This window comes from Rhodococcus sp. NPDC056960 (genome assembly GCF_042674125.1).
In the GTDB taxonomy this organism is placed as follows: domain Bacteria; phylum Actinomycetota; class Actinomycetes; order Mycobacteriales; family Mycobacteriaceae; genus Rhodococcus_F.
Genome location: NZ_JBHURF010000009.1, coordinates 85983 through 103604, shown reverse-complemented (window position 1 = coordinate 103604; position 17622 = coordinate 85983). Strand labels below are relative to the sequence as shown.

The following is a 17622-nucleotide window of genomic DNA, read 5'->3' as shown; positions in this document are numbered from 1 at the left end:
TCGCACCTCTCCTTGACCTCGAGTGCACTCGAGTTTTTAGCATCGAACGCATGACAACGACCGCCGCCTCGCCGACCGGCTGGCCCGAACTGCTCGGGCCCCGATACCGGTCCACATCCGCCGTCCTCGCCGGCGGCGTCGCACTGCATGCAGTCAACATCTTTCTGACGACGACCCTGCTGCCCACCGCGATCGGGGAGCTCGGTCACGAGTCGCTGTACGCATGGAGTGCGACCGTCTTCATGGTGGCGTCCGTCATCTCGTCGATGACGGTCAGCCGCCTGCTCGCCCGTCGTGGGGCACTGGGTGCGTATCTGTTCGCGCTGGCACCGTTCGCCGCCGGCACGATGATCTGTGCCGTGAGCCCGGTCATGGAAATCCTCCTCGTCGGACGTGCCATCCAGGGTCTCGGGGGCGGTCTGCTCGCGGGGCTGAGCTACGCGGTACTGCGCGAGGCGCTGCCGGAACACCTGTGGGCACGCGCGACCGCCCTGGTCTCGGCCATGTGGGGTGTCGGAACGCTGGCCGGTCCGGCGATCGGCGGATTGTTCGCGCAACTCGGCCAGTGGCGCCTCGCGTTCGTGGCGCTTGCCGGGGTCGCCGCCGCCATCGCGGTGATTGCACCGCGGGCCTTGCCGCGCACCGAGCGTGGACGCGGCGGGGAGCCGGTCCCGGTCGTGTCACTCGCACTGCTCACCCTCGCCACGATCGCGATCAGCGTCGCAGGCATCCTCGGCGACCGCACCCGGATGCTGATCATGATCGCACTCGGGGTCGTGTTCGTCGGTCTCTTCGTCGCGTGGGAGCGGCGCTCACCGAACCGAGTGCTACCGAAGTCGACCTACACCACGGCGTCGTCGCTGAAGTGGATCTACCTCGCCATCGCGGTGTTGGCGTCCGGCACCGTCTCGGAGGCCTTCACGCCCCTGTTCGGTCAACGGCTGGCCGGACTGGCGCCGTTCGCTGCGGGATTCCTCGGCGCCATGATGTCGGTCGGGTGGTCCGTGACCATGGTCTTCAGCTCCGCTGTCTCCCGGCCCCGGGCGCAGCAGGCAGCCACGGTCGCCGGACCGGTCGTCCTCGCTGCCGGGCTGCTCGTGACGGCAGGCCTCTGGCGCGACGACGCCGGCCCCGGCACCGTGATCCTGTGTGCCGGCGTGCTCGTCGCCGCCGGCGCCGGGATCGGACTGGCCTTCCCCCACCTCATGGTCGCCGCCATGCGAAGCAGCGACGACGAACAGGAGGGCGCCAAGGCGGCAGCCGGGCTCAACACGGTCGAACTGATCGCCATGGCCGTCGGGTCCGCGATCGCCGGCGTGCTGGTCAACCTCGGCGCGCCCTCGCCGCTGACGTCGGCGCGACTGCTCTTCCTCGGTCTCGGGGTCATCGCCGCGGTCGGCGTCTACCCGGCGTGTCGCGCGACGCGGCACCCCATCGCGAGGTCGTCGGACTCCCCTACGGCCGTGGAGTGAAGTGTTCCGCGCGGCGCAGGATGTCGTGGGCACGCGCCAGCTGCGGAAGGTGACCACCGTGCGTGACGCGGGCACCATCCGCCCCGAGACGTTCGATCGTCGCCTCGGCCCAGGAGATATCGAGCGCGTCGGGGGCCAGCGCCGTGTTGATCACCGGCACCTGCTCCCCTGCGAGGGTGAGCTTTCCGGTCATTCCCATCTCGCGGGCCAACCGGGTGTCGTCCCGCACCACCGTGGCGTCGGGCGACAGCGTCGGCCCGTCGACCGGAGGTCCGATCTGCGCCGCCCGGCTCGCGTTGACGAGACGGGATCGGGCATACGCCAGAGCCATCGGGCTTCGCCCCGCACCGGTGTCACGGCAGTAGTCGCCGATCCCGAACGCGAGCCGGACCACGGGGCGCGTGCGAGCGATATCGTCGACAGCCACTACCGCTGCCGCGGATTCGACGAGCGCGACGATCGGGACGCCGGGCATCTCGCCGGCGGTGTCACGCACCTGCTCGGGAGTTTCGGTTTTCGAGAGCATCAGCCCCTGCAGCCCCGGCAGACCGCGGATCGCGTCGAGGTCACGCCCCCAATGGGCGGTGGTGGCGTCTCCGATCCGCACCCAGCCCGCGTGTCGCTCGAGCCAGGCCGCGGCGCAGGCACGGCCCTCCTCCTTCGCCGCGAACGGCAACCCGTCTTCGAGATCGATGATCAGGGCGTCCGCACCGGACGCTGCCGCCGCGGCGATAGCCTCGCTGCCGATCGCGGGGACCAGAAGCCAACTCCGCGCCATCGCGACGTCGACTTTCCCGGTCTGGACTGTCTCGACGCTCATGCTGCTCTTCCCTCGGCCATACCGAGGAGTCTGCGCATCTCCGAGCGAAGCCACACTCGACGAAGCGGAGTGCACCCGGGCCGTCCGGTCGCCGCTTCGGCAGGGGCGGCGCCCGGACTCTCCCGTCAGAAGTCGAAGCCCCACGACACCGGGTTGAACACCACCCGATACCAGACGTTGGCTGCGGCGTCGAACGTGCACGGCACGATCACCACGCCCGACGTCTGCTCGAGCGACGAAGCCTTTCCACAGAAGTACTGCGCGCCCTCGCCGGATGTCTCGGCGCGGTAGACCGGTCCGACGTGCCACGGTTCGGCACTCGCCGTGCCGGCGCCCAGGGTGGCGCCGAGGACGAAGGGCGCGGACAGGATTCCGACGACTGCTGCGGTACGTCGAGCGGACTTCTTCTGCACGAGAGCTCCTTGGTTGGCGACGACGCGACGGTTCTGTGCGGTTAGTTCGCGCACGAAGCGCCGAGCGTTACCGTCCCGCGGCAACCCTCTGCTCGAACACCTGGCTCGACCCGTTCTGCTCGGCAAGCGCGCGGGCGCCGTCCAGGGCCGCCTGGGCGGCCGCCTTCACCGTGGCGGGATCTTCGGCGGTGGCGGGCGTTTCGACGGGCGCCGGAGCCTGTACCGGCGCGGACGATTCGGGATCGGGAGCCTCGACCTCGGGTGTCTCGATGGCTGGAGTGGGCTTCTCGATGGCCGGAACAGGCTTCTCGATCGCAGGAGCGGGCTTCTCGATCGCCGGTGCAGGCGCCGGGGTCGGCTTCGGTGCCTCGACGACGGGCGGTGTGCCGCCCTTCTTCAGATACTGGCCGCAGACGGGCCACGCGCCGGGGCCCTGAGTTTTCAGGACGTTCTCGGCGACCCGGATCTGCTCGGCCTCACTGGCTTCCGAGGGGTCGCCCTTTCCGCCGTTCGCCTTCCAGGTTTCCGGCGTGAACTGAAGACCGCCGTAGAAGCCGTTTCCGGTGTCGGTGGTCCAATCGCCCCCGCTTTCGCATTCCGCGACTGCGTCCCAGTCGTGCGGCGCGGCGGACGCAATTCCGGCGGCCAGTCCCAGGAGGGCGGCAGCGACCGCGCCGATCAGGGCGATCCAACCGAGGGTGCGTTGTCGAACAGTGCGAGTGATCATGCTGGCTCAATCCTCTCCGCGCCTGCGGACGGGGCGTGCCTGCGACAACGTGTCGCTGCCGGCTCGGCGTCACCTTGCGGTGCCTCGTCCCGCGCCTCGAAGGTGTCGGGATTCCGAACCCGCGTGCGCAGATTTGCAGCGGCGGGCCCCCGAACGTGGCCTCCTCCCGAAATTCACACGGCATGAACAAGGTACGGATGTCCGACTATCGAGATGCGGGAGTGAAAATTGTTCAGTTCTGAGGTTTCGATATCGTTCCGACGTCATGTCGTGACACTTTCGTGACGCGTAGAGCCGCCGCGCGAATGCCGTAGCGGCCCATCCGGTCACGCTCCGCCGTCAGGTCTCGGTCGTGACACGACACCGAAAGGAGCCCGCCTGTTATCGGCCGACCGGGCGAGATCGATGAACTACCGGGACCCCGATTTCGTCATAAGGGTTATGACCGAACGATTATCCGGTCCGGCTCCGGAATCCGACGGGATGTGGTCGACAGCGCTGGCCCGAGGACTCATCCGCGAGGATGTGTTGCGCTCGACGAGTTACTCGGACACCGGCTACATCGACCTCCTCGAGCCGCATCCTCGGTTGCGGCCGACCGTCGCGCAGCGGGCGATGGCCAGCAGAACCGTCGCCGCCGTCTACGAACGACTGTGGCGGCCCATCGCCGTCGCGGCGCTGAGCCTGCATGGGCTGTCCGTGGCCGAGGAGCGCGAACGGGCAGCCGACGCCCTGCATCTCGACGGCGGGCAACGCGTCCTCGACGTGGCGTGCGGGCCGGGAAATTTCACCGGCTTCTTCGCCGACAGGCTCGTCGGCGACGGATTCGTCATCGGCGTGGACAACTCGCCGGCGATGCTCGGGCGCGCGGTCCGCGACAACGCGCGACCCCGGGCGGTCTACCTCCGCGCCGACGCGGCCGGCCTTCCGTTCGACGACCGGACGTTCGACGCGGTGTGCTGTTTCGCGGCGCTCTACCTCGTGGCGGAGCCGTGTGCCGTGCTCCGCGAGATGGTGCGAGTGCTCGCACCCGGTGGCCGGATTGCGGTGATGACCAGCTATGGTCGCGAATCCCTTCTCCTGCGAAAGGGACTCGAGCTGGGCGCGGCGTTGTGTGGGGTACGGGTGTTCGACCGCACGACCGTCCCGGCTTTCCTTGCCACCGCCGGACTCGTCGACGTCGAGCAACAACTGCGCGGCATCTCGCAGTTCGTCACCGCCCGCCGACGAGGCTGATCGGCGGATGACGGGGAGGGTACCCGTGTTCGAACTGCGCGGTTCGAACACGTCCGTCGCGCAGTCGAACTCCGATCGGAACGCGGGAGGAGGGCGGGACCGGCGGGGCACAGTGTAGTCATCTCGGGCGGCAGGCGCCATCTTCCGCACACCGCTGCGCGTGCGTAACATTTACATCATCTCGGTGGATCCCTGGGGAGGCCGACGTGGGTGGACTTGGTATCGATCTCGGCACTGCCAACACTGTCGTCGGGACCCCCGATGACGGGATCGTCTTGAACGAGCCGTCTTTCATGCTCGTTCGAACGAAGGATCCGCATCGCGCTCTTGCGATAGGCACGGAAGCGCGAAGTCTCGTCGGCCGCACTCCTATCGGAATCACACCGGTACGACCGATGCGTGACGGGGTGATCGTGGATCTGGAGTCGGCGCGCGCCTTCGTCACCGCCGTCATCAAACGGGTGTCCGCGTCGAGGCGATACGGTCTGCGGCCGAAGGGGGTCATCTCCGTTCCGGCGGGCGCCACCCCACTCGAACGTCGCGCGCTGCTCGAGGTCGGACACGAGGCCGGTTTACGGAAAGTGGGATTGGTGCCGGAGCCGGTCGCGGGGGCCCTCGGCTGCGGGATCAATCCGCTCGAACCGCGCGCCCACCTCGTCGTCGACATCGGCGGCGGCACTTCCGAAATCACGGCGATCTGCTTCGGCGGCATTCTGTCTCATCGCAGTTGCCGGCTCGCCGGGGACGAACTGACCAACGCGCTGTACCAGTACCTGCGCGCGGAGCACAAGATCGTCGTCGGCGAACTCACCGCGGAGCGGGCCAAACTGTGCGCACCCGATACCGCCGAAGGGCAGTCGCTCGTCGTGGAGGGTCGCGACGCGGTCACCGGACGGGCACGACTGGTCACTCTCGAAACAGAGGAGATCGTCGAGGCGTTGCGGCCGACGACTACGGGAATCGTGCACACCCTGATCGAGGTCCTCGAGGACCTCCCGCCCCAGGCGATCGGTGACGTGATGTCGGAGGGGCTGCTCGTCATCGGTGGTGGTGCGTTGCTGCGCGGTCTGTCGCAGCTTCTCGAAGAGTCTTTCGGATTTCCGGTCAAGACGGCGGAGCGCCCACTCACCTGCGTCGCCGAGGGCGCGACGGCGTGTCTCACGCACCCGGAGGTCGTTGCCGCGTACAGCAGCTGATCACCGATTCGGCACCGGGACGGATGGTCGCGGGTAGTAGTGTTCGAGAATTTTCTTCACCACCGGTCCGGCCGTCGCGGAGCCGGAGCCGCCGCCACGGATCAGCGCCGTTACCACGATCTCGGGTGCGTCGAACGGCGCCACGGCGGAGAACCAGGCGTTGAGTCCCTCCCCCGGCGCCGACGGATCCTCCGCCGTGCCGGTCTTCGCGCCGGCGGGCACCGGGAGGTCGGCGAGTTGTCCGGCGGTACCGGCCGCAGCGGATGCTCGCATCCCTGCCCGCACGGGGCCGAGCTGGTCTGCGAACGGTAGCCGCTCCGGTGCCGCTGTCGGGATGGGGATCTGCGCCGACCCGTACGCGGCGGCGAGCTGGGGCGTCACCATGGCACCGGTGGCGACGCCGGTCGTCCAGCGCGCGACCTGTATCGGGGTCGCGCTGACGGTGCCCTGCCCGATACCCATCAACAGGGTCGATCCGGGATACCAGGTGGCCCCGATGCTTCCGACGTTCTCCGGGGTGCCGATGAATCCCTCGGCCTCACCGGGCAGGTCGATCCCGGAAAGCCGGCCCGCGCCGAGTTCCGCCGCGACGTCCGCCATCTTCTCCGGGCCCAGGAGTTCACCGAGCTTGTAGAAGTAGACGTTGTCGGACCACTGGATCGCCTGGAGCAGATTGTGCGGGCCCATCGGTTGCCAGTTCCGGAAGGTGTGGCCACCGTAGGTGTAGGACGCGCCGGTCTCGATCACGGCGTCCGGCGACAGCACCGGAAACTGGGTATTCGCCGCCGCGACGACGATCTTGAAGGTCGAGCCGGGCGGGACCGCGGTCTGGATGGCATTGTTCACCAACGGACTCGGCCCCGGAGTCTGGCTCTGCGCCGCGAGCGCGACGACGTCGGCCGGAGGCCCGTACACATTGTTGTCGGCTCCCGGGACACTGGCGAGGGCCAGCACGGCGCCGGTCCGGGCGTCCATCACGACGGCGGCACCGAGGTCCCCCTTGCTGGTGCGCATCGCCTCGACGAGCGCGTCGGTGGCCAGGTTCTGCACCCCGATGTCGAGGTGCAGGCGCAGATCGTGGCCCCGCACCGGGTCCACCCGCTCGCCGGTTGCCACCGGATTTCCGGACGGATCGACGTAGATGCATTGTTTACCGTCGGTGCCGCGGAGCAGGGCGTCGTACTGTTTCTCGAGTCCCGCCTTGCCGACCCGTGATCCGAGCGCGAGATGCGGCCACAGTTGCATGTCGTCGGCGTCGGCGACCCCGACGTGTCCGAGGACTGAGGCGAGCACCGCGCCGTACGGATACTGCCGTCGGCCGGAGGGAACGACCAGGACACCGGGCAGTCGCGCGTCCACGATGCGCCGGGCCTGGTCGGGCGCGACTCTGCCCACGACCACCTGCGTTTCCCCGTCGCCGCCGGCGGCGATCAGGTCCGCCAACTCGTCCGGAGTCGTGGGGAGCAGCGCTGCGAGACGATTGCGGGTGTCGTCGCCGTTCTCGTCGAACATCCGCGCGACCACCGCCACGGCGTATTCGTCGACATTCACCGCGAGGGGAACACCGTTGCGGTCGAGGATCAGTCCGCGCTCGGCAGGCAGTCGGATGCACCGCATCATCTGCTGGTCGCTCATCGTCCGGAATTCGGCGCCTCGGTCGTGTTGCAACTGCCAGGCGAACACCGACATCGCGACGAGCGCCGCGGTCATCGTCATGGTGCCGGCCGATATACCGCGTGGGCGCCGGCGGCGTCGGGGATCCGGGGCCCACAGCGGCCGCGCGACACCGTCCCGGCGCACCGCGAGTACCAGTCCGATGGCGGCGAATCCGACGATCGCGGCCGTACCCCCGTAGCTGAACAGGGGAATCGGCATCCCGGTATGAGGGAGCAGCGACAGGCTCTGACCGATCGACACCAGCGCGTGGATCCCGAACAGCCCGCCGACTCCGGCCGCGACGAGTGCAGCCTCCCGGGTCCGAGCCGTGCGCGCGGCGAGTGCAGCCCGCCACACGATGACCGAGGTCGCCGCCACGACGGCGAGGCCCGCGACCAGGCCCCACCCGTACACGAGACTGGCGAACGCGAGATCGTGTTCGGATTCGGGAAGAAATTCCGCGCGCACGCCGTACAGCGGATCCCGCGCCAGTCCCCACAGGCCGCCGCTGCCGATCGCGATGTTCGCTTGCAGCGCGGCCCATCCCGCCCCGGAGGGGTCGGCGCTGCTCGACAGGAACACGTGCACCCGTTCGAGCTGGTAGGGGCGGAGGAAGAGCACCGCCAGCGGGAGCGACGCGATGCCCAGCACGAACAGCGGAACCAGAGGCAGCAGCGGAACCCGGGCAAGGATGAGCATGAACCCCACCGTCGCCACGAGCACGACCGCGGTCGAGAGGTCGGGTTGGAGTGCGACGAGTGCGATCGGCAAGGCCGCGATCGCCAAGGTCGCGAGGAATCGGGCCAGGGTGAACCCGCCTGCGAGCATGCTTGCGGGCACGAGTACGAGAGCGAGCTTGGCCAGTTCGGACGGCTGGACGGTGAACGCGCCGAAGTCCAGCCAGCGTTGGGCGCCCTTGGTCGCGACTCCCGCGAGGGGCACGACGGCCAACAACACAGTTGCCGCCGCGAACACCGCCCAGCCGAAGACGCGGAGATCACCCATCCGGAGGCGGGACACCAGGAACATGATGCCGAGACCGACCGTGGCGAAAAGTGCGTGGCGGACAGCATGTCCCATCATCCCCGTCGAGGTGAGATTCAGGAGGCCGAGCAGCACGAGGACGATCGCCGCCCCGACGATCCACGGGTCCGATTCACGCTTGCCGTCGTACATCCCTCCCCCCGGCGCCTAACAGTGTGCGTTCTCGGCGGGCACCAGCAGTGGCTCGGACGCGGCGGTCGCCGGTGCGCTGGTGATCGCCGCGACGGCGTGCGCGGCACCGGGGGGCAGATCCGTCCGGACGATTCCGTACACCTGATGCTCCCCCGGCGGAACGGGCAGCGAGACGTCGTCGCTCGTGCGCGCCTCTCCGGAGCATCGGTCGTAGATGTTCAACCGCCACGTCACCGTGCCGACCGTGGCCGCGGGATCGAGGTGCACGTCGACGCGGACGTCGCACGCCTGTCCGGGCACGCACTGACCGGAGGCAAGGGTGGCGGTGACCAGAGTGATCGGCCCGGCGCTGCTGGGGGCTGCGACGTCGACGGGTCTGGGCACGGGTGTCCCGCTCCCCGGTGCGGGCTCCGCCGGGGCATCCGCAGGTTCCGGTGGGGGCGATACCGGGCGAATCTGGTTCTGCTCCGACGAATTCACCGGATCGAGGACGGCGTCCCAGCCTCGGCGCAGTTCGGACCACATCCGCGGGGCCGCCCACAGAGCCGCGACGAGAACCAGGAGCGCGATCAGGCCCAGCACGCCGTTGCGTCGCGACGGCCGTCGGCTTCGGCGATGCCACGGGTTCCGCACCGGTGGGAACCAGCCGTGCGGGGCGAGTGTCGTTCCGGATACCACGGGCGGCGGCGGGGACTGGACCGTCGGTGGCTCCGCCGCTGTCTTTCCGTCCGATCGCAGTCGTCCCGTCGTCGCGGCGACGAGATCGGCGAGTTGATGCCGCCTTCTGCGCTCCTCGCCGGCATCGACATCCGGAGCGATCGCTCCGCCCACCGCATGCACGAGTCCGTCGAGATCCGTTGAATCGGAGATCGATTCGTCCAGCCGGTCGGAGAGCGCCGAACCCCGGCAGTTCGCGGCGACGTCGCGAAGGAGGCGTGTCACCGCCTCGTTCATGGGGTCCCGCGACATCACCGGGCCGGTGCACTCGATCGTGAGGTACCCGGTATCGGTCACCCTCACGTCGTCGTCTCGGAGTCGGACCGGGTATCGGCCGTGACCGCACGCGATCTGGTCGAGCACATCCGCGACGAGCAGGACGGCTTGCGCAGGCGTCAACCTCGCCACCGCAAGCAATCTCCGGAGCGAGACTCCACCGCCACCCGTGTCATCGTGTTGTGCGGCGGGCGGATCGGATCGGCCCTCAGCGGGCTCGATTCGCCTCGAGAGGAGCCCGGTCACTGCTTCGATCATCGCGCACCCCGAAACGCTATGCCTCCCGTACGGGTTGGACCGGAGCGGGGGGCGGCGGACCTTGAGCTGGGCTCCCTCGTTGTCGAAATCCACTACAAAACCGCGTTACTCCATTTAACTCCGATCCGTGTGCCCGGAACATGCCCTTTACTCATCCGAGATGCGGGCGCAGATCGCTCGGCGCCGCTCGGCCGATGCGATCCAAAGAAACCTTCCGGTTGGACTTTTCTGTGGCATCGTGGTGACCCATGGGGGATACCAACGTCGACGCCGTCGCCATCTATCACATACACGACGACGATCGGATCACTCCGATCGTCGCCCTCGATTACGACGTTGAACCAGCGATGCGCCACCGGCTACTGCAGGCGCTGGCAGGGCGCGGGTGACACGATCCCAGCCCGGTGTTCGACGGAGTGGACGGACCGACGTCCGCGGTCCTGACGTTGCACTCGGCGGGCGGGCGCACCCTTCGTATCGAGGACGGCACGAACGTTCTCTTCGAGGGCCTCATCGCGCCGCCGCACGGATGGATCGAACAGGTTCGCCGTCTCGGCGCGGTCGGCGTGATCGCCGGAGCGGGCATCAATTCGGTGCCCGACTGGGAACGGTCACTCCCGCGAACGTCCTCGGTGGAGAGGATTTCACTGCGTTTGCCCACGAGGTGTCTCGACACTCCGCGCGTCGTTGCCTGCCGACACACTGAACACGGTGACATTTGCGCTCGAGGACGACCGACCCCGCCGCGCGGTGATCGAAGCCGTGAGTAGCGCGGCGGAGCACCGGGTTGCCATTCCTGCGCACATATTCGACATCGTGCACCGTCGCGCTTCCGACCACGCGTCGTTCGGATGGAGAGACGCCCGGACTGAAGCGGCTCCTACGGAAGGTCCGCAACGACTCCGGCCGCTAGCCGATACGCCCGGCCAACTCACTCACGGGGTGTTGATGTACTCCTGGATAGCCTGCTGCGCCTTGGGATTCCCTTGACCGATTCCGACGATCGCGCCGGTGATCGCGCCGATCGGCGTGCCGATGATGCAGCCCGCGAGGCTGCCGGGGAACATCGAGACACACCCGACACCCAGACCCATGAGCGCACCGATCGCGGTCCCGGCCGCTCCCCCGTTGGCCCAGCCGACGCCGAGTTCGTTGAGCATGTTCTCGAGGGCCTGCTGCTTGTCGACCTCGTGCCGTCCGGGGATCTCGAGTGCCGGCGTTCCCGGTGTCGGCAGTACGGGATCGGCGTGGGCAGTGCCCGCGCCGAGTGTCACCGCAGCGGCGACGACCGCCGACATGGCCGATTTCTTGATCAAGTTCATCGCGATCCCACCCTGCTGACGAAGGAAAACCGGTTCCGACTGTAACGCGCGGCTGCATCACCGGTGGCGAAACCGCGGCATCGGAAGACTACCGCGGCATTCGCTCACCAGCACGGGGAAACTGTCACGTCACCCGCCGAATGAAAAGCCGCTTCGCCCAGAGGTAGCCGACCAGCGCGATCCCGGCGCTCCAGCCGACGGCAAGCGCGGCGCTGTTGCCGATGGGCGTACCGAGCAGCAGTCCGCGGATGGTCTCGATGACGGGGCTGAACGGCTGGTACTCGGCGAACCAGCGCAGTCCGGCCGGCATCGAATCGGTCGGGACGAACCCGCTCCCGAGGAATGGAAGCAGGATGAGCACCATCGGAAGGTTGCTCGCCGTTTCGACACTCTTCGACACCAGTCCGAACGCGACCGACAGCCACGTGAGCGCGAAGGTGAACAGTGCGAGCACCGCGAACGCGGCGAGCCACTCTCCGAGGTCGGCGGTGGGACGGAATCCGATGAGGACGGCGACACCGACGACCACGACGAGGCTGATCAATGTCTGGATCATGCTGCCGACGACGTGCCCGGTCAGGACCGACACACGGGCGATGGCCATGGTGCGGAACCGGGCGATGATGCCCTCCGTCATGTCCGTGGCAACGGAGATCGCGGTTCCCTGCGCGGCGCTCGCGATGGTCATCAGGATGATTCCGGGTGCGACGTAGTCGATGTATGCGCCGCGCCCGCCGGCCGGATCGCCGAGTCCCGCGCCCAGCGTGCCGCCGAAGACGTAGACGAACAGCAGCAGGAGGACGATCGGCATCCCGACGAGCAGCACTGTCATGGACGGATATCGGATCATGTGCCGGACATTGCGTCGCAGCATGGTCGCCGAATCGCTCAGCGCGTAACCCATGGTCGTCATCGCAGGCTCTCTTTCCGGGGTTCGGTGCGCTCGGTGAGCGCGAGGAAGACGTCGTCGAGATCGGGCGTGTGGACGGAGAGGTTCTCGACCTGGATCGCGGCGTAGTCGAGCCGATCGAGGACTGACCGCAGCGACTGCACGCTGCCGTCGCTGGGAACCTGGAGGGTGAGCGATTCGTCGTCGCGGGTCACGTCGCCGAGAACTCGGGACGCGGCGTCGAGTTCCTCCGTCCCGGCGAGTTGCAGTGAGATGTGACCGCCCGGAACTAGCCGCTTGAGTTGTTCGGGAGTGCCCTCCGCGACCAGCGTGCCGCCGTCGAGCACCGCGATGCGGTCGGCGAGCTGGTCGGCTTCTTCCAAATACTGCGTGGTGAGGAAGATCGTGACGCCGTCGGCGACGAGCTCCCGGATGATCTGCCACATGGTGCGCCGGCTTCGCGGATCGAGACCCGTCGTCGGCTCGTCGAGGAAGATGATCCGTGGATCACCGACGAGTGTCATCGCGAGGTCGAGCCGTCGGCGCATGCCGCCGGAGTAACTTCCGGCGGCCTTGGCTGCCGCCTCGACGAGATCGAATTGCGCGAGCAGCTCCGTGGCCCGCTTGCGACCGGCACTGCGTCCCAGATGGTGCAGATCCGCCATCAGGATCAGGTTCTCGCGCCCCGTGAGCAGGCTGTCCACCGCGGAGAACTGGCCGGTGACACCGATCGTGGCACGGACCGCATCGGACTCGCGGATGAGGTCGTGCCCGGCGATTCGCACGTCACCGCCGTCGGGCTCGATGAGGGTGGACAAAATCTGGACGGTGGTGGTCTTGCCTGCGCCATTGGGTCCGAGGAGCGAGAAGATCGTTCCCTCGGCGATGTCGAGGTCGACGCCGTCGAGCACGAGCTTGTCGCCGTAAGACTTTCGCAATCCCGTGGCCGTTATCGCTGATCGGGTGGTGATCGATGCTGTCATCACTCTGCCTTTCGACTGGTTGACTGCTGGATGTCGGCGCGGTGAATCACGATGTCGCCGAAGCTTGTACGGGCCCGCACGTCGATCTTTTCGTCGGTCGATTCGGGACTGCCGACGGAGTTCATTCGGTTGTGCACCTTCCCGAAGGACGTGTGTGCGTCGAGCCGGGCGGCGGTGCCCGGGCGGATTCCGATCTCGATCCGGCCGCACGCGGTCTCGAGCGAAGCGGTGCCCTGCACCACCTGCCCGATCCGGATGTCGCCGTTGGCGGTCGCCGCGGTCAGGTCGGCGCGGGCGTCGTCGACGGAGATGTCTCCGTTCGCCGTCTTCACTCGAAGACTGCCGGCCACCGCGCCGATCCAGTTGTCGCCGTTCGAGTTCTTGACCACCGCGCTGCCGTCGATCCCGCCGAGGCGAATCTTCCCCGACCCCGTGCTCACGTCCGCGTTCCCCGAGACGTGTTCCACCACGACGCCGCCGGCGCCCGTGTGCACGTCGAGAGGACCGGTCTCCCCGAGCTGGATGTCGCCCGCCGACATCTTCACACGGCAGACTCCGACCCGGCCGACGACGCGGAGAGTCGAGACCGACGCGTCGCACTCGAGCTGGGAACCGGTCGGCAACGCGATGGTCACGTCGACCGAACCGGCCTTGCCGAACAGTCCGAGACCCCGCTGCTTCGGCGTCTTGACCAGTAATCTGCCGGCGTCGTATTCGATGCGGGTCTGCTCGGCCGCCCGGACGTCCGGCTCGCGAGAGTCGTCGCTGGGGCGCACGTCGACGACGGTGTCGTCCCGGTCGCTCGCGGTGATCCGGGCGTCACCGACCACGAGTTCGATCGTGGCCGATATCGGCGCGGGGGTGCTGAAAGTGGGCATGGTGAACCTCCGGAAGGTGAGGGTGGAGAACGTGTGGTGGAAATCGGATGGGCTAGCGCACCCAGCCGGTGAAGTCGTCGCTGCCCTGGGGCGCGCGCCGCTCGGAACGGCGGCTCGCGCCGCTCGGTTCCAGCGCCGAGGCGGCAGACCGCACCAGCCAGGCGTTCACGGACAGTCCGGCGTCCCGGGCGGCTTCTTCGACGCGATCCTTGAGGTCCTGTGGGAGGCGGAGATTGATTCGGGTCATCGGACCGTCGTCCGGTTCGGGAGACCGGACCGACGCGACGTCCGCGGCCGCCGGTGCCTCGTCGTGCGGGGGCTCGACGGGGGCGGCGGTGACGACGAAGCTGGGTTCACGACCGCGGAGACGGAGGTCGACCGAACCCGGGGCCAGGTCACGGGTGATTTCGTTGGCCGCGTCAGACAGCGCGTCCAGGAGCGCCAGCCGAATGCCGGATTCCAATGGTGCAGTGAGCCTCTCGGCCAGGGCGCGGCTTTCGTCTCCCCCGGCCTCGGCGGCTACCGCAAGCTCGCGGCGGAGGGAATCGACATACGGTGTGAGATCCATGATGCCATCATGGCACCACGATGGCACCATCGCAAGACTCTGGTTCAAATATCTGGTGCCATAATGGTGCCGGTGTGGCACATTCCACGGTCAGACCCTGGTCACGGCAGTGATTCGGGCAACCCGAAGGGCACGAAATGCTCCGCCCCGAGAAACGACGTGAGATCCGCGATGCTGTCGCCACGCAGGGTCAGCACCGTGATCGACCAGCGCAGATGGGTGCGGGCACCCTCGTCCCACAGATAGAAGGCGACGGCCGGTTGCCCGTTCGCTGTGATCGGGAGGTGACGCCACGCGCCACAGCCGGTGAGCGGAACCCGGACCGCGAAGTCGGCGACGGCCCCGAGACCGCGGTACCAGTGCGCCATCGGCGGCATCGACCAGGTGACATCCTCGGTGAGCAGCGCGACCAGGGCGTCGGCATCGCCGCGCTCCAGCGCACTGGCGTATCCGCCGACGAGGGCACGCAGGCGCGCGTCATCGATGTCCCGCAGGGTCTGCGCCTGCGTCACCGGCGGGACCTTTTCGGCGACGACGGCGCGGGCCCGCTGCAGGGCACTGTTCACCGACGCCTTCGTCGTGTCCATGACGGCCGCGATCTCGGCAGCGGAGAAACCGAGAACCTCGAACAGCAGCAGCGCCGCCCGCTGGTTTCCCGGCAGATGCTGCAGGGCCGCAACGAATGCCAGTTCGACGGCTTCGCGCTGCTCGTACCGCGCGTCAGGCCCCGCCGGGCCGGCGGGCAAACCCGCATCGGCATACGGGCCCAGCCAGGCCACGTCCGTCACCGGGACGTCGCCGATGACCGCGCGATCACTCGACGGTCCCAGGTCGACCGGCAGTGCCCGCTTGCCACGACTCGCAACGGCATCGAGGCACGTGCGGGTGGCGACGGTGTACAGCCAGGACCGCAGCGTGCTGCGACCCTCGAACCGCGCGAACCCCCGCCACGCCCGCAGCAGCGCATCCTGCAGCGCGTCGTCGGCGTCGTGACTCGACCCGAGCATCCGGTAGCAATGGGCGTGCAGTTCCCGGCGCAGCGGGCCCACGAGGCGGGTGAACGCCGCGTCGTCCCCGTCGCGGGCCCGGGCGAGGTCGGGATCCGGCCCTGCAGCCGTCACGTCGGAGGTCCTGGCGGGAGTCTCGCTCACAAGAGCGATTTTGCCCCACCGTGTGCAGTCCGTAGGGCGACCGCGTCGAGACCCCGTTCGGAAACAGAGCACCCCGCCGGCAACGGCCACCACCCATTGCCTCCCACGCACAGGTGGAGCAGTGTGAAACACGGGGAATTGACCGGCGACGCCGCGTCGGCGCCGCCCTGAGCAGAAGGGGGCCGATCGTGTTCGCACGCTCGACAACAACTCATACGCATCCGTCGTACACCGACGCCGAGATCGAGCACGTGCGCGACACCGAGATGGCCTGAGCTGTCGAATTGCCGAGAGGAGGACCCCACCCTTCCGGGGCCGCCCGGGCCGGTTGTGGCGGCGAGAGTGGCGCGGGCACCGAAACTGGCCCGGCCGCGCAGCAGTAGTCGCCGGGAGCCGCGGGTCGCATCGGCGGGGGCGGGGTTGGGTTTGGTATACGGGGTGATGCGATGGAATCGGTGCCACGGCGAATTGTTACGTCCCACGCCGCTGGTTGGTGCGGTCTCGTGGTCGCGGCTGTTTATGCGTATTGGGCAACCGGACTGCGGCCGTTTACGGCGCTCGCCTATGTCGCCGTTGGAGTCCCCGTCGCCCTGCTCACCTGTCTGGCCGTCGTCAGCGGCACCGCTGATTCTCGTCGTAGCGGCATGCCGCGGGTCGGGACACTCAGCCTACGTTCGGTGCGTCCATGGCTGATATTGCTCATGATCGCCGCCGGGCTCGAAGCCGTCGGCATCGCCCTGGGTGGCCGGTCGATCACCGTGCCGACACTCAGCACGGTGATCGATCATGCCCTGGCGTGGCACCCGGTTCGGTTCGTCCTGTTCTGCGGATGGCTCGCGTTCGGCGCCGCACCGGCCGTCCGCATCATGCATCGCAGCCGCGGTGAGGCGATGTGAGGTGGAGATCGGAATCATCTGGCTCATGTTGATCGGCGCCGGGATCGGCATCGAGCTGTGCAGCCATCGAACGGGCGGACGGTGGTCGAGCCTGGCGAGTATCGCCTCGTCGCTGTGGGTCCGGCCACCCGGCCGATTACTTCTCATCGGGATCTGGGGCTTCGTCGGATGGCACGTTTTCGCCCGGTACACAGTCCCCTGATGCCACATCTCACTACTCCACTCCATGCAGGGTGCAGTTGCGGTTCCCACACAGGTTTCGCGACCAGATTCAGCCACATGACCGCATCACCGGGCTGTCCGCACGATCCCGAGCCATGGCGTGCTCATTGGAGCTGCCCCCGACCACGTGTTGCGTTCGCTTCCCGACCACTGTGCGCTACAAAATATCCGTGTGGCGTAGGTCACATTGCAGTGAGGTGCCAGCCACTGGATCTACCATTTCCCCGTATCGGTACACACGAGCACACGGTGCCGACAAAGTCCCCGTCAGCCAATCCCCCACTGGCTGGCGGGGATTCGGTAGCTAGCGGCACGGGAGTACTACGAACGTTCCGGCGAGGCCCGGTCGGAGTCGACCCCACTCCGACCGGGCCGCTCCGCCTCATCGGTCGCCCATTACTATTCGGTCGACAGACAGCGGCGGGCCGACTCGAGCGCGCATGCTCCACTGGAGCGGCCGTGACGGCTACACGTACAGATCGCGCTCAGTGTGTTCCCGCTTTCCCACCGATCAGGTCAGCCCTGCTTGGGCACCCAGTGGTCGGTGACGAGCTCGAAACTTTGTTTGATCTCGCCATACGCTGCTCGTTGGGCCTCCTCGCCCTCGCCATACCGCCGGACGGCGATTTCGTGTGCCGCCGTGAAGGCTGCCTGTACCTCCTTCGACGATCGCCGCAGTGTCTGTGGGAGCTCGGTCCGGTTCACCGCTCCACCCCTTCGTGGTCGTGGCCGTGATGTCGTACCTCTCGATTGTCCACCCGGTACC

Annotated in this window: 18 protein-coding genes; 6 read left to right on the top strand and 12 right to left on the bottom strand. The window is 67.9% G+C overall.

The genetic code is table 11. The features are described 5' to 3' along the window. Positions 1-50: 50 nt before the first annotated feature. Positions 51-1472, top strand: coding sequence for an MFS transporter (locus ACFTWF_RS16035; RefSeq protein ID WP_378462187.1), 1422 nt, complete (start codon positions 51-53; stop codon positions 1470-1472). Here ACFTWF_RS16035 and ACFTWF_RS16030 read toward each other — a convergent pair. The 3 genes from ACFTWF_RS16030 to ACFTWF_RS16020 all read right to left on the bottom strand — a co-directional run bounded on the left by ACFTWF_RS16030 (position 1456) and on the right by ACFTWF_RS16020 (position 3432). Next, complete coding sequence (locus ACFTWF_RS16030) at positions 1456-2292, bottom strand: HpcH/HpaI aldolase/citrate lyase family protein (RefSeq protein ID WP_378462186.1); 837 nt, start codon at positions 2290-2292, stop codon at positions 1456-1458. The two genes, ACFTWF_RS16035 and ACFTWF_RS16030, sit on opposite strands and share 17 nt — an antisense overlap. A gap of 125 nt (positions 2293-2417) precedes the next feature. Continuing rightward, the gene (locus tag ACFTWF_RS16025; RefSeq protein WP_378462185.1) at positions 2418-2705 is read right to left on the bottom strand and encodes a hypothetical protein; all 288 of its coding nucleotides are present in this window, start codon (positions 2703-2705) and stop codon (positions 2418-2420) included. A 67-nt stretch (positions 2706-2772) separates the two neighbouring features. After that, complete coding sequence (locus ACFTWF_RS16020) at positions 2773-3432, bottom strand: transglycosylase family protein (protein ID WP_378462184.1); 660 nt, start codon at positions 3430-3432, stop codon at positions 2773-2775. Between the two features lie 441 nt (positions 3433-3873). Between ACFTWF_RS16020 and ACFTWF_RS16015 the strand changes: the two genes are divergently transcribed. Then, a complete protein-coding gene (locus ACFTWF_RS16015) occupies positions 3874-4668 on the top strand; it encodes a class I SAM-dependent methyltransferase (RefSeq protein WP_378462183.1) in 795 nt (264 codons plus the stop codon). 206 nt (positions 4669-4874) lie between these two features. Continuing rightward, positions 4875-5864 (top strand): rod shape-determining protein, encoded by a 990-nt coding sequence (locus ACFTWF_RS16010; RefSeq protein ID WP_378462182.1) that lies wholly within the window; start codon positions 4875-4877, stop codon positions 5862-5864. On the opposite strand, the gene ACFTWF_RS16005 is transcribed toward ACFTWF_RS16010, so the two are convergent. Both ACFTWF_RS16005 and ACFTWF_RS16000 read right to left on the bottom strand, forming a co-directional pair. Beyond that, positions 5865-8696, bottom strand: coding sequence for an FtsW/RodA/SpoVE family cell cycle protein (locus ACFTWF_RS16005; RefSeq protein WP_378462181.1), 2832 nt, complete (start codon positions 8694-8696; stop codon positions 5865-5867). A 15-nt stretch (positions 8697-8711) separates the two neighbouring features. Then, complete coding sequence (locus ACFTWF_RS16000) at positions 8712-9947, bottom strand: hypothetical protein (protein ID WP_378462180.1); 1236 nt, start codon at positions 9945-9947, stop codon at positions 8712-8714. 248 nt (positions 9948-10195) lie between these two features. Between ACFTWF_RS16000 and ACFTWF_RS15995 the strand changes: the two genes are divergently transcribed. Next, positions 10196-10336: a hypothetical protein gene (locus tag ACFTWF_RS15995; RefSeq protein WP_378462179.1), complete on the top strand. Its 141-nt coding sequence runs from the start codon at positions 10196-10198 to the stop codon at positions 10334-10336. 546 nt (positions 10337-10882) lie between these two features. Here the strand turns inward: ACFTWF_RS15995 and ACFTWF_RS15990 are convergent. The 6 genes from ACFTWF_RS15990 to ACFTWF_RS15965 all read right to left on the bottom strand — a co-directional run bounded on the left by ACFTWF_RS15990 (position 10883) and on the right by ACFTWF_RS15965 (position 15747). Beyond that, positions 10883-11269 carry a hypothetical protein gene (locus ACFTWF_RS15990; RefSeq protein ID WP_378462178.1) on the bottom strand — a complete coding sequence of 129 codons (387 nt, stop codon included), beginning with the start codon at positions 11267-11269 and terminating at the stop codon, positions 10883-10885. Positions 11270-11393: 124 nt separating this feature from the next. Further along, entirely contained in the window at positions 11394-12182 is a 789-nt protein-coding gene (locus tag ACFTWF_RS15985; RefSeq protein WP_378462177.1) for an ABC transporter permease, read from the bottom strand. After that, positions 12179-13141, bottom strand: a complete 963-nt coding sequence (locus ACFTWF_RS15980; protein WP_378462176.1) for an ATP-binding cassette domain-containing protein — start codon at positions 13139-13141, stop codon at positions 12179-12181. The genes ACFTWF_RS15985 and ACFTWF_RS15980 overlap by 4 nt, the downstream gene beginning before the upstream one ends. Then, the gene (locus ACFTWF_RS15975) at positions 13141-14019 is read right to left on the bottom strand and encodes a DUF4097 domain-containing protein (protein WP_378462175.1); all 879 of its coding nucleotides are present in this window, start codon (positions 14017-14019) and stop codon (positions 13141-13143) included. The genes ACFTWF_RS15980 and ACFTWF_RS15975 overlap by 1 nt, the downstream gene beginning before the upstream one ends. Before the next feature lie 52 nt (positions 14020-14071). After that, complete coding sequence (locus tag ACFTWF_RS15970) at positions 14072-14587, bottom strand: hypothetical protein (protein WP_378462174.1); 516 nt, start codon at positions 14585-14587, stop codon at positions 14072-14074. Between the two features lie 101 nt (positions 14588-14688). Further along, positions 14689-15747, bottom strand: a complete 1059-nt coding sequence (locus tag ACFTWF_RS15965) for a sigma-70 family RNA polymerase sigma factor (RefSeq protein ID WP_378462364.1) — start codon at positions 15745-15747, stop codon at positions 14689-14691. A 494-nt stretch (positions 15748-16241) separates the two neighbouring features. Between ACFTWF_RS15965 and ACFTWF_RS15960 the strand changes: the two genes are divergently transcribed. Together ACFTWF_RS15960 and ACFTWF_RS15955 are read left to right on the top strand one after the other, a co-directional pair. After that, positions 16242-16634 (top strand): hypothetical protein, encoded by a 393-nt coding sequence (locus ACFTWF_RS15960; protein ID WP_378462173.1) that lies wholly within the window; start codon positions 16242-16244, stop codon positions 16632-16634. 1 nt (position 16635) lies between these two features. Next, positions 16636-16836: a DUF6186 family protein gene (locus ACFTWF_RS15955; RefSeq protein WP_378462172.1), complete on the top strand. Its 201-nt coding sequence runs from the start codon at positions 16636-16638 to the stop codon at positions 16834-16836. 536 nt (positions 16837-17372) lie between these two features. Here ACFTWF_RS15955 and ACFTWF_RS15950 read toward each other — a convergent pair. Further along, positions 17373-17561, bottom strand: coding sequence for a ChaB family protein (locus ACFTWF_RS15950; RefSeq protein WP_378462171.1), 189 nt, complete (start codon positions 17559-17561; stop codon positions 17373-17375). Between the last annotated feature and the right edge of the window lie 61 nt (positions 17562-17622).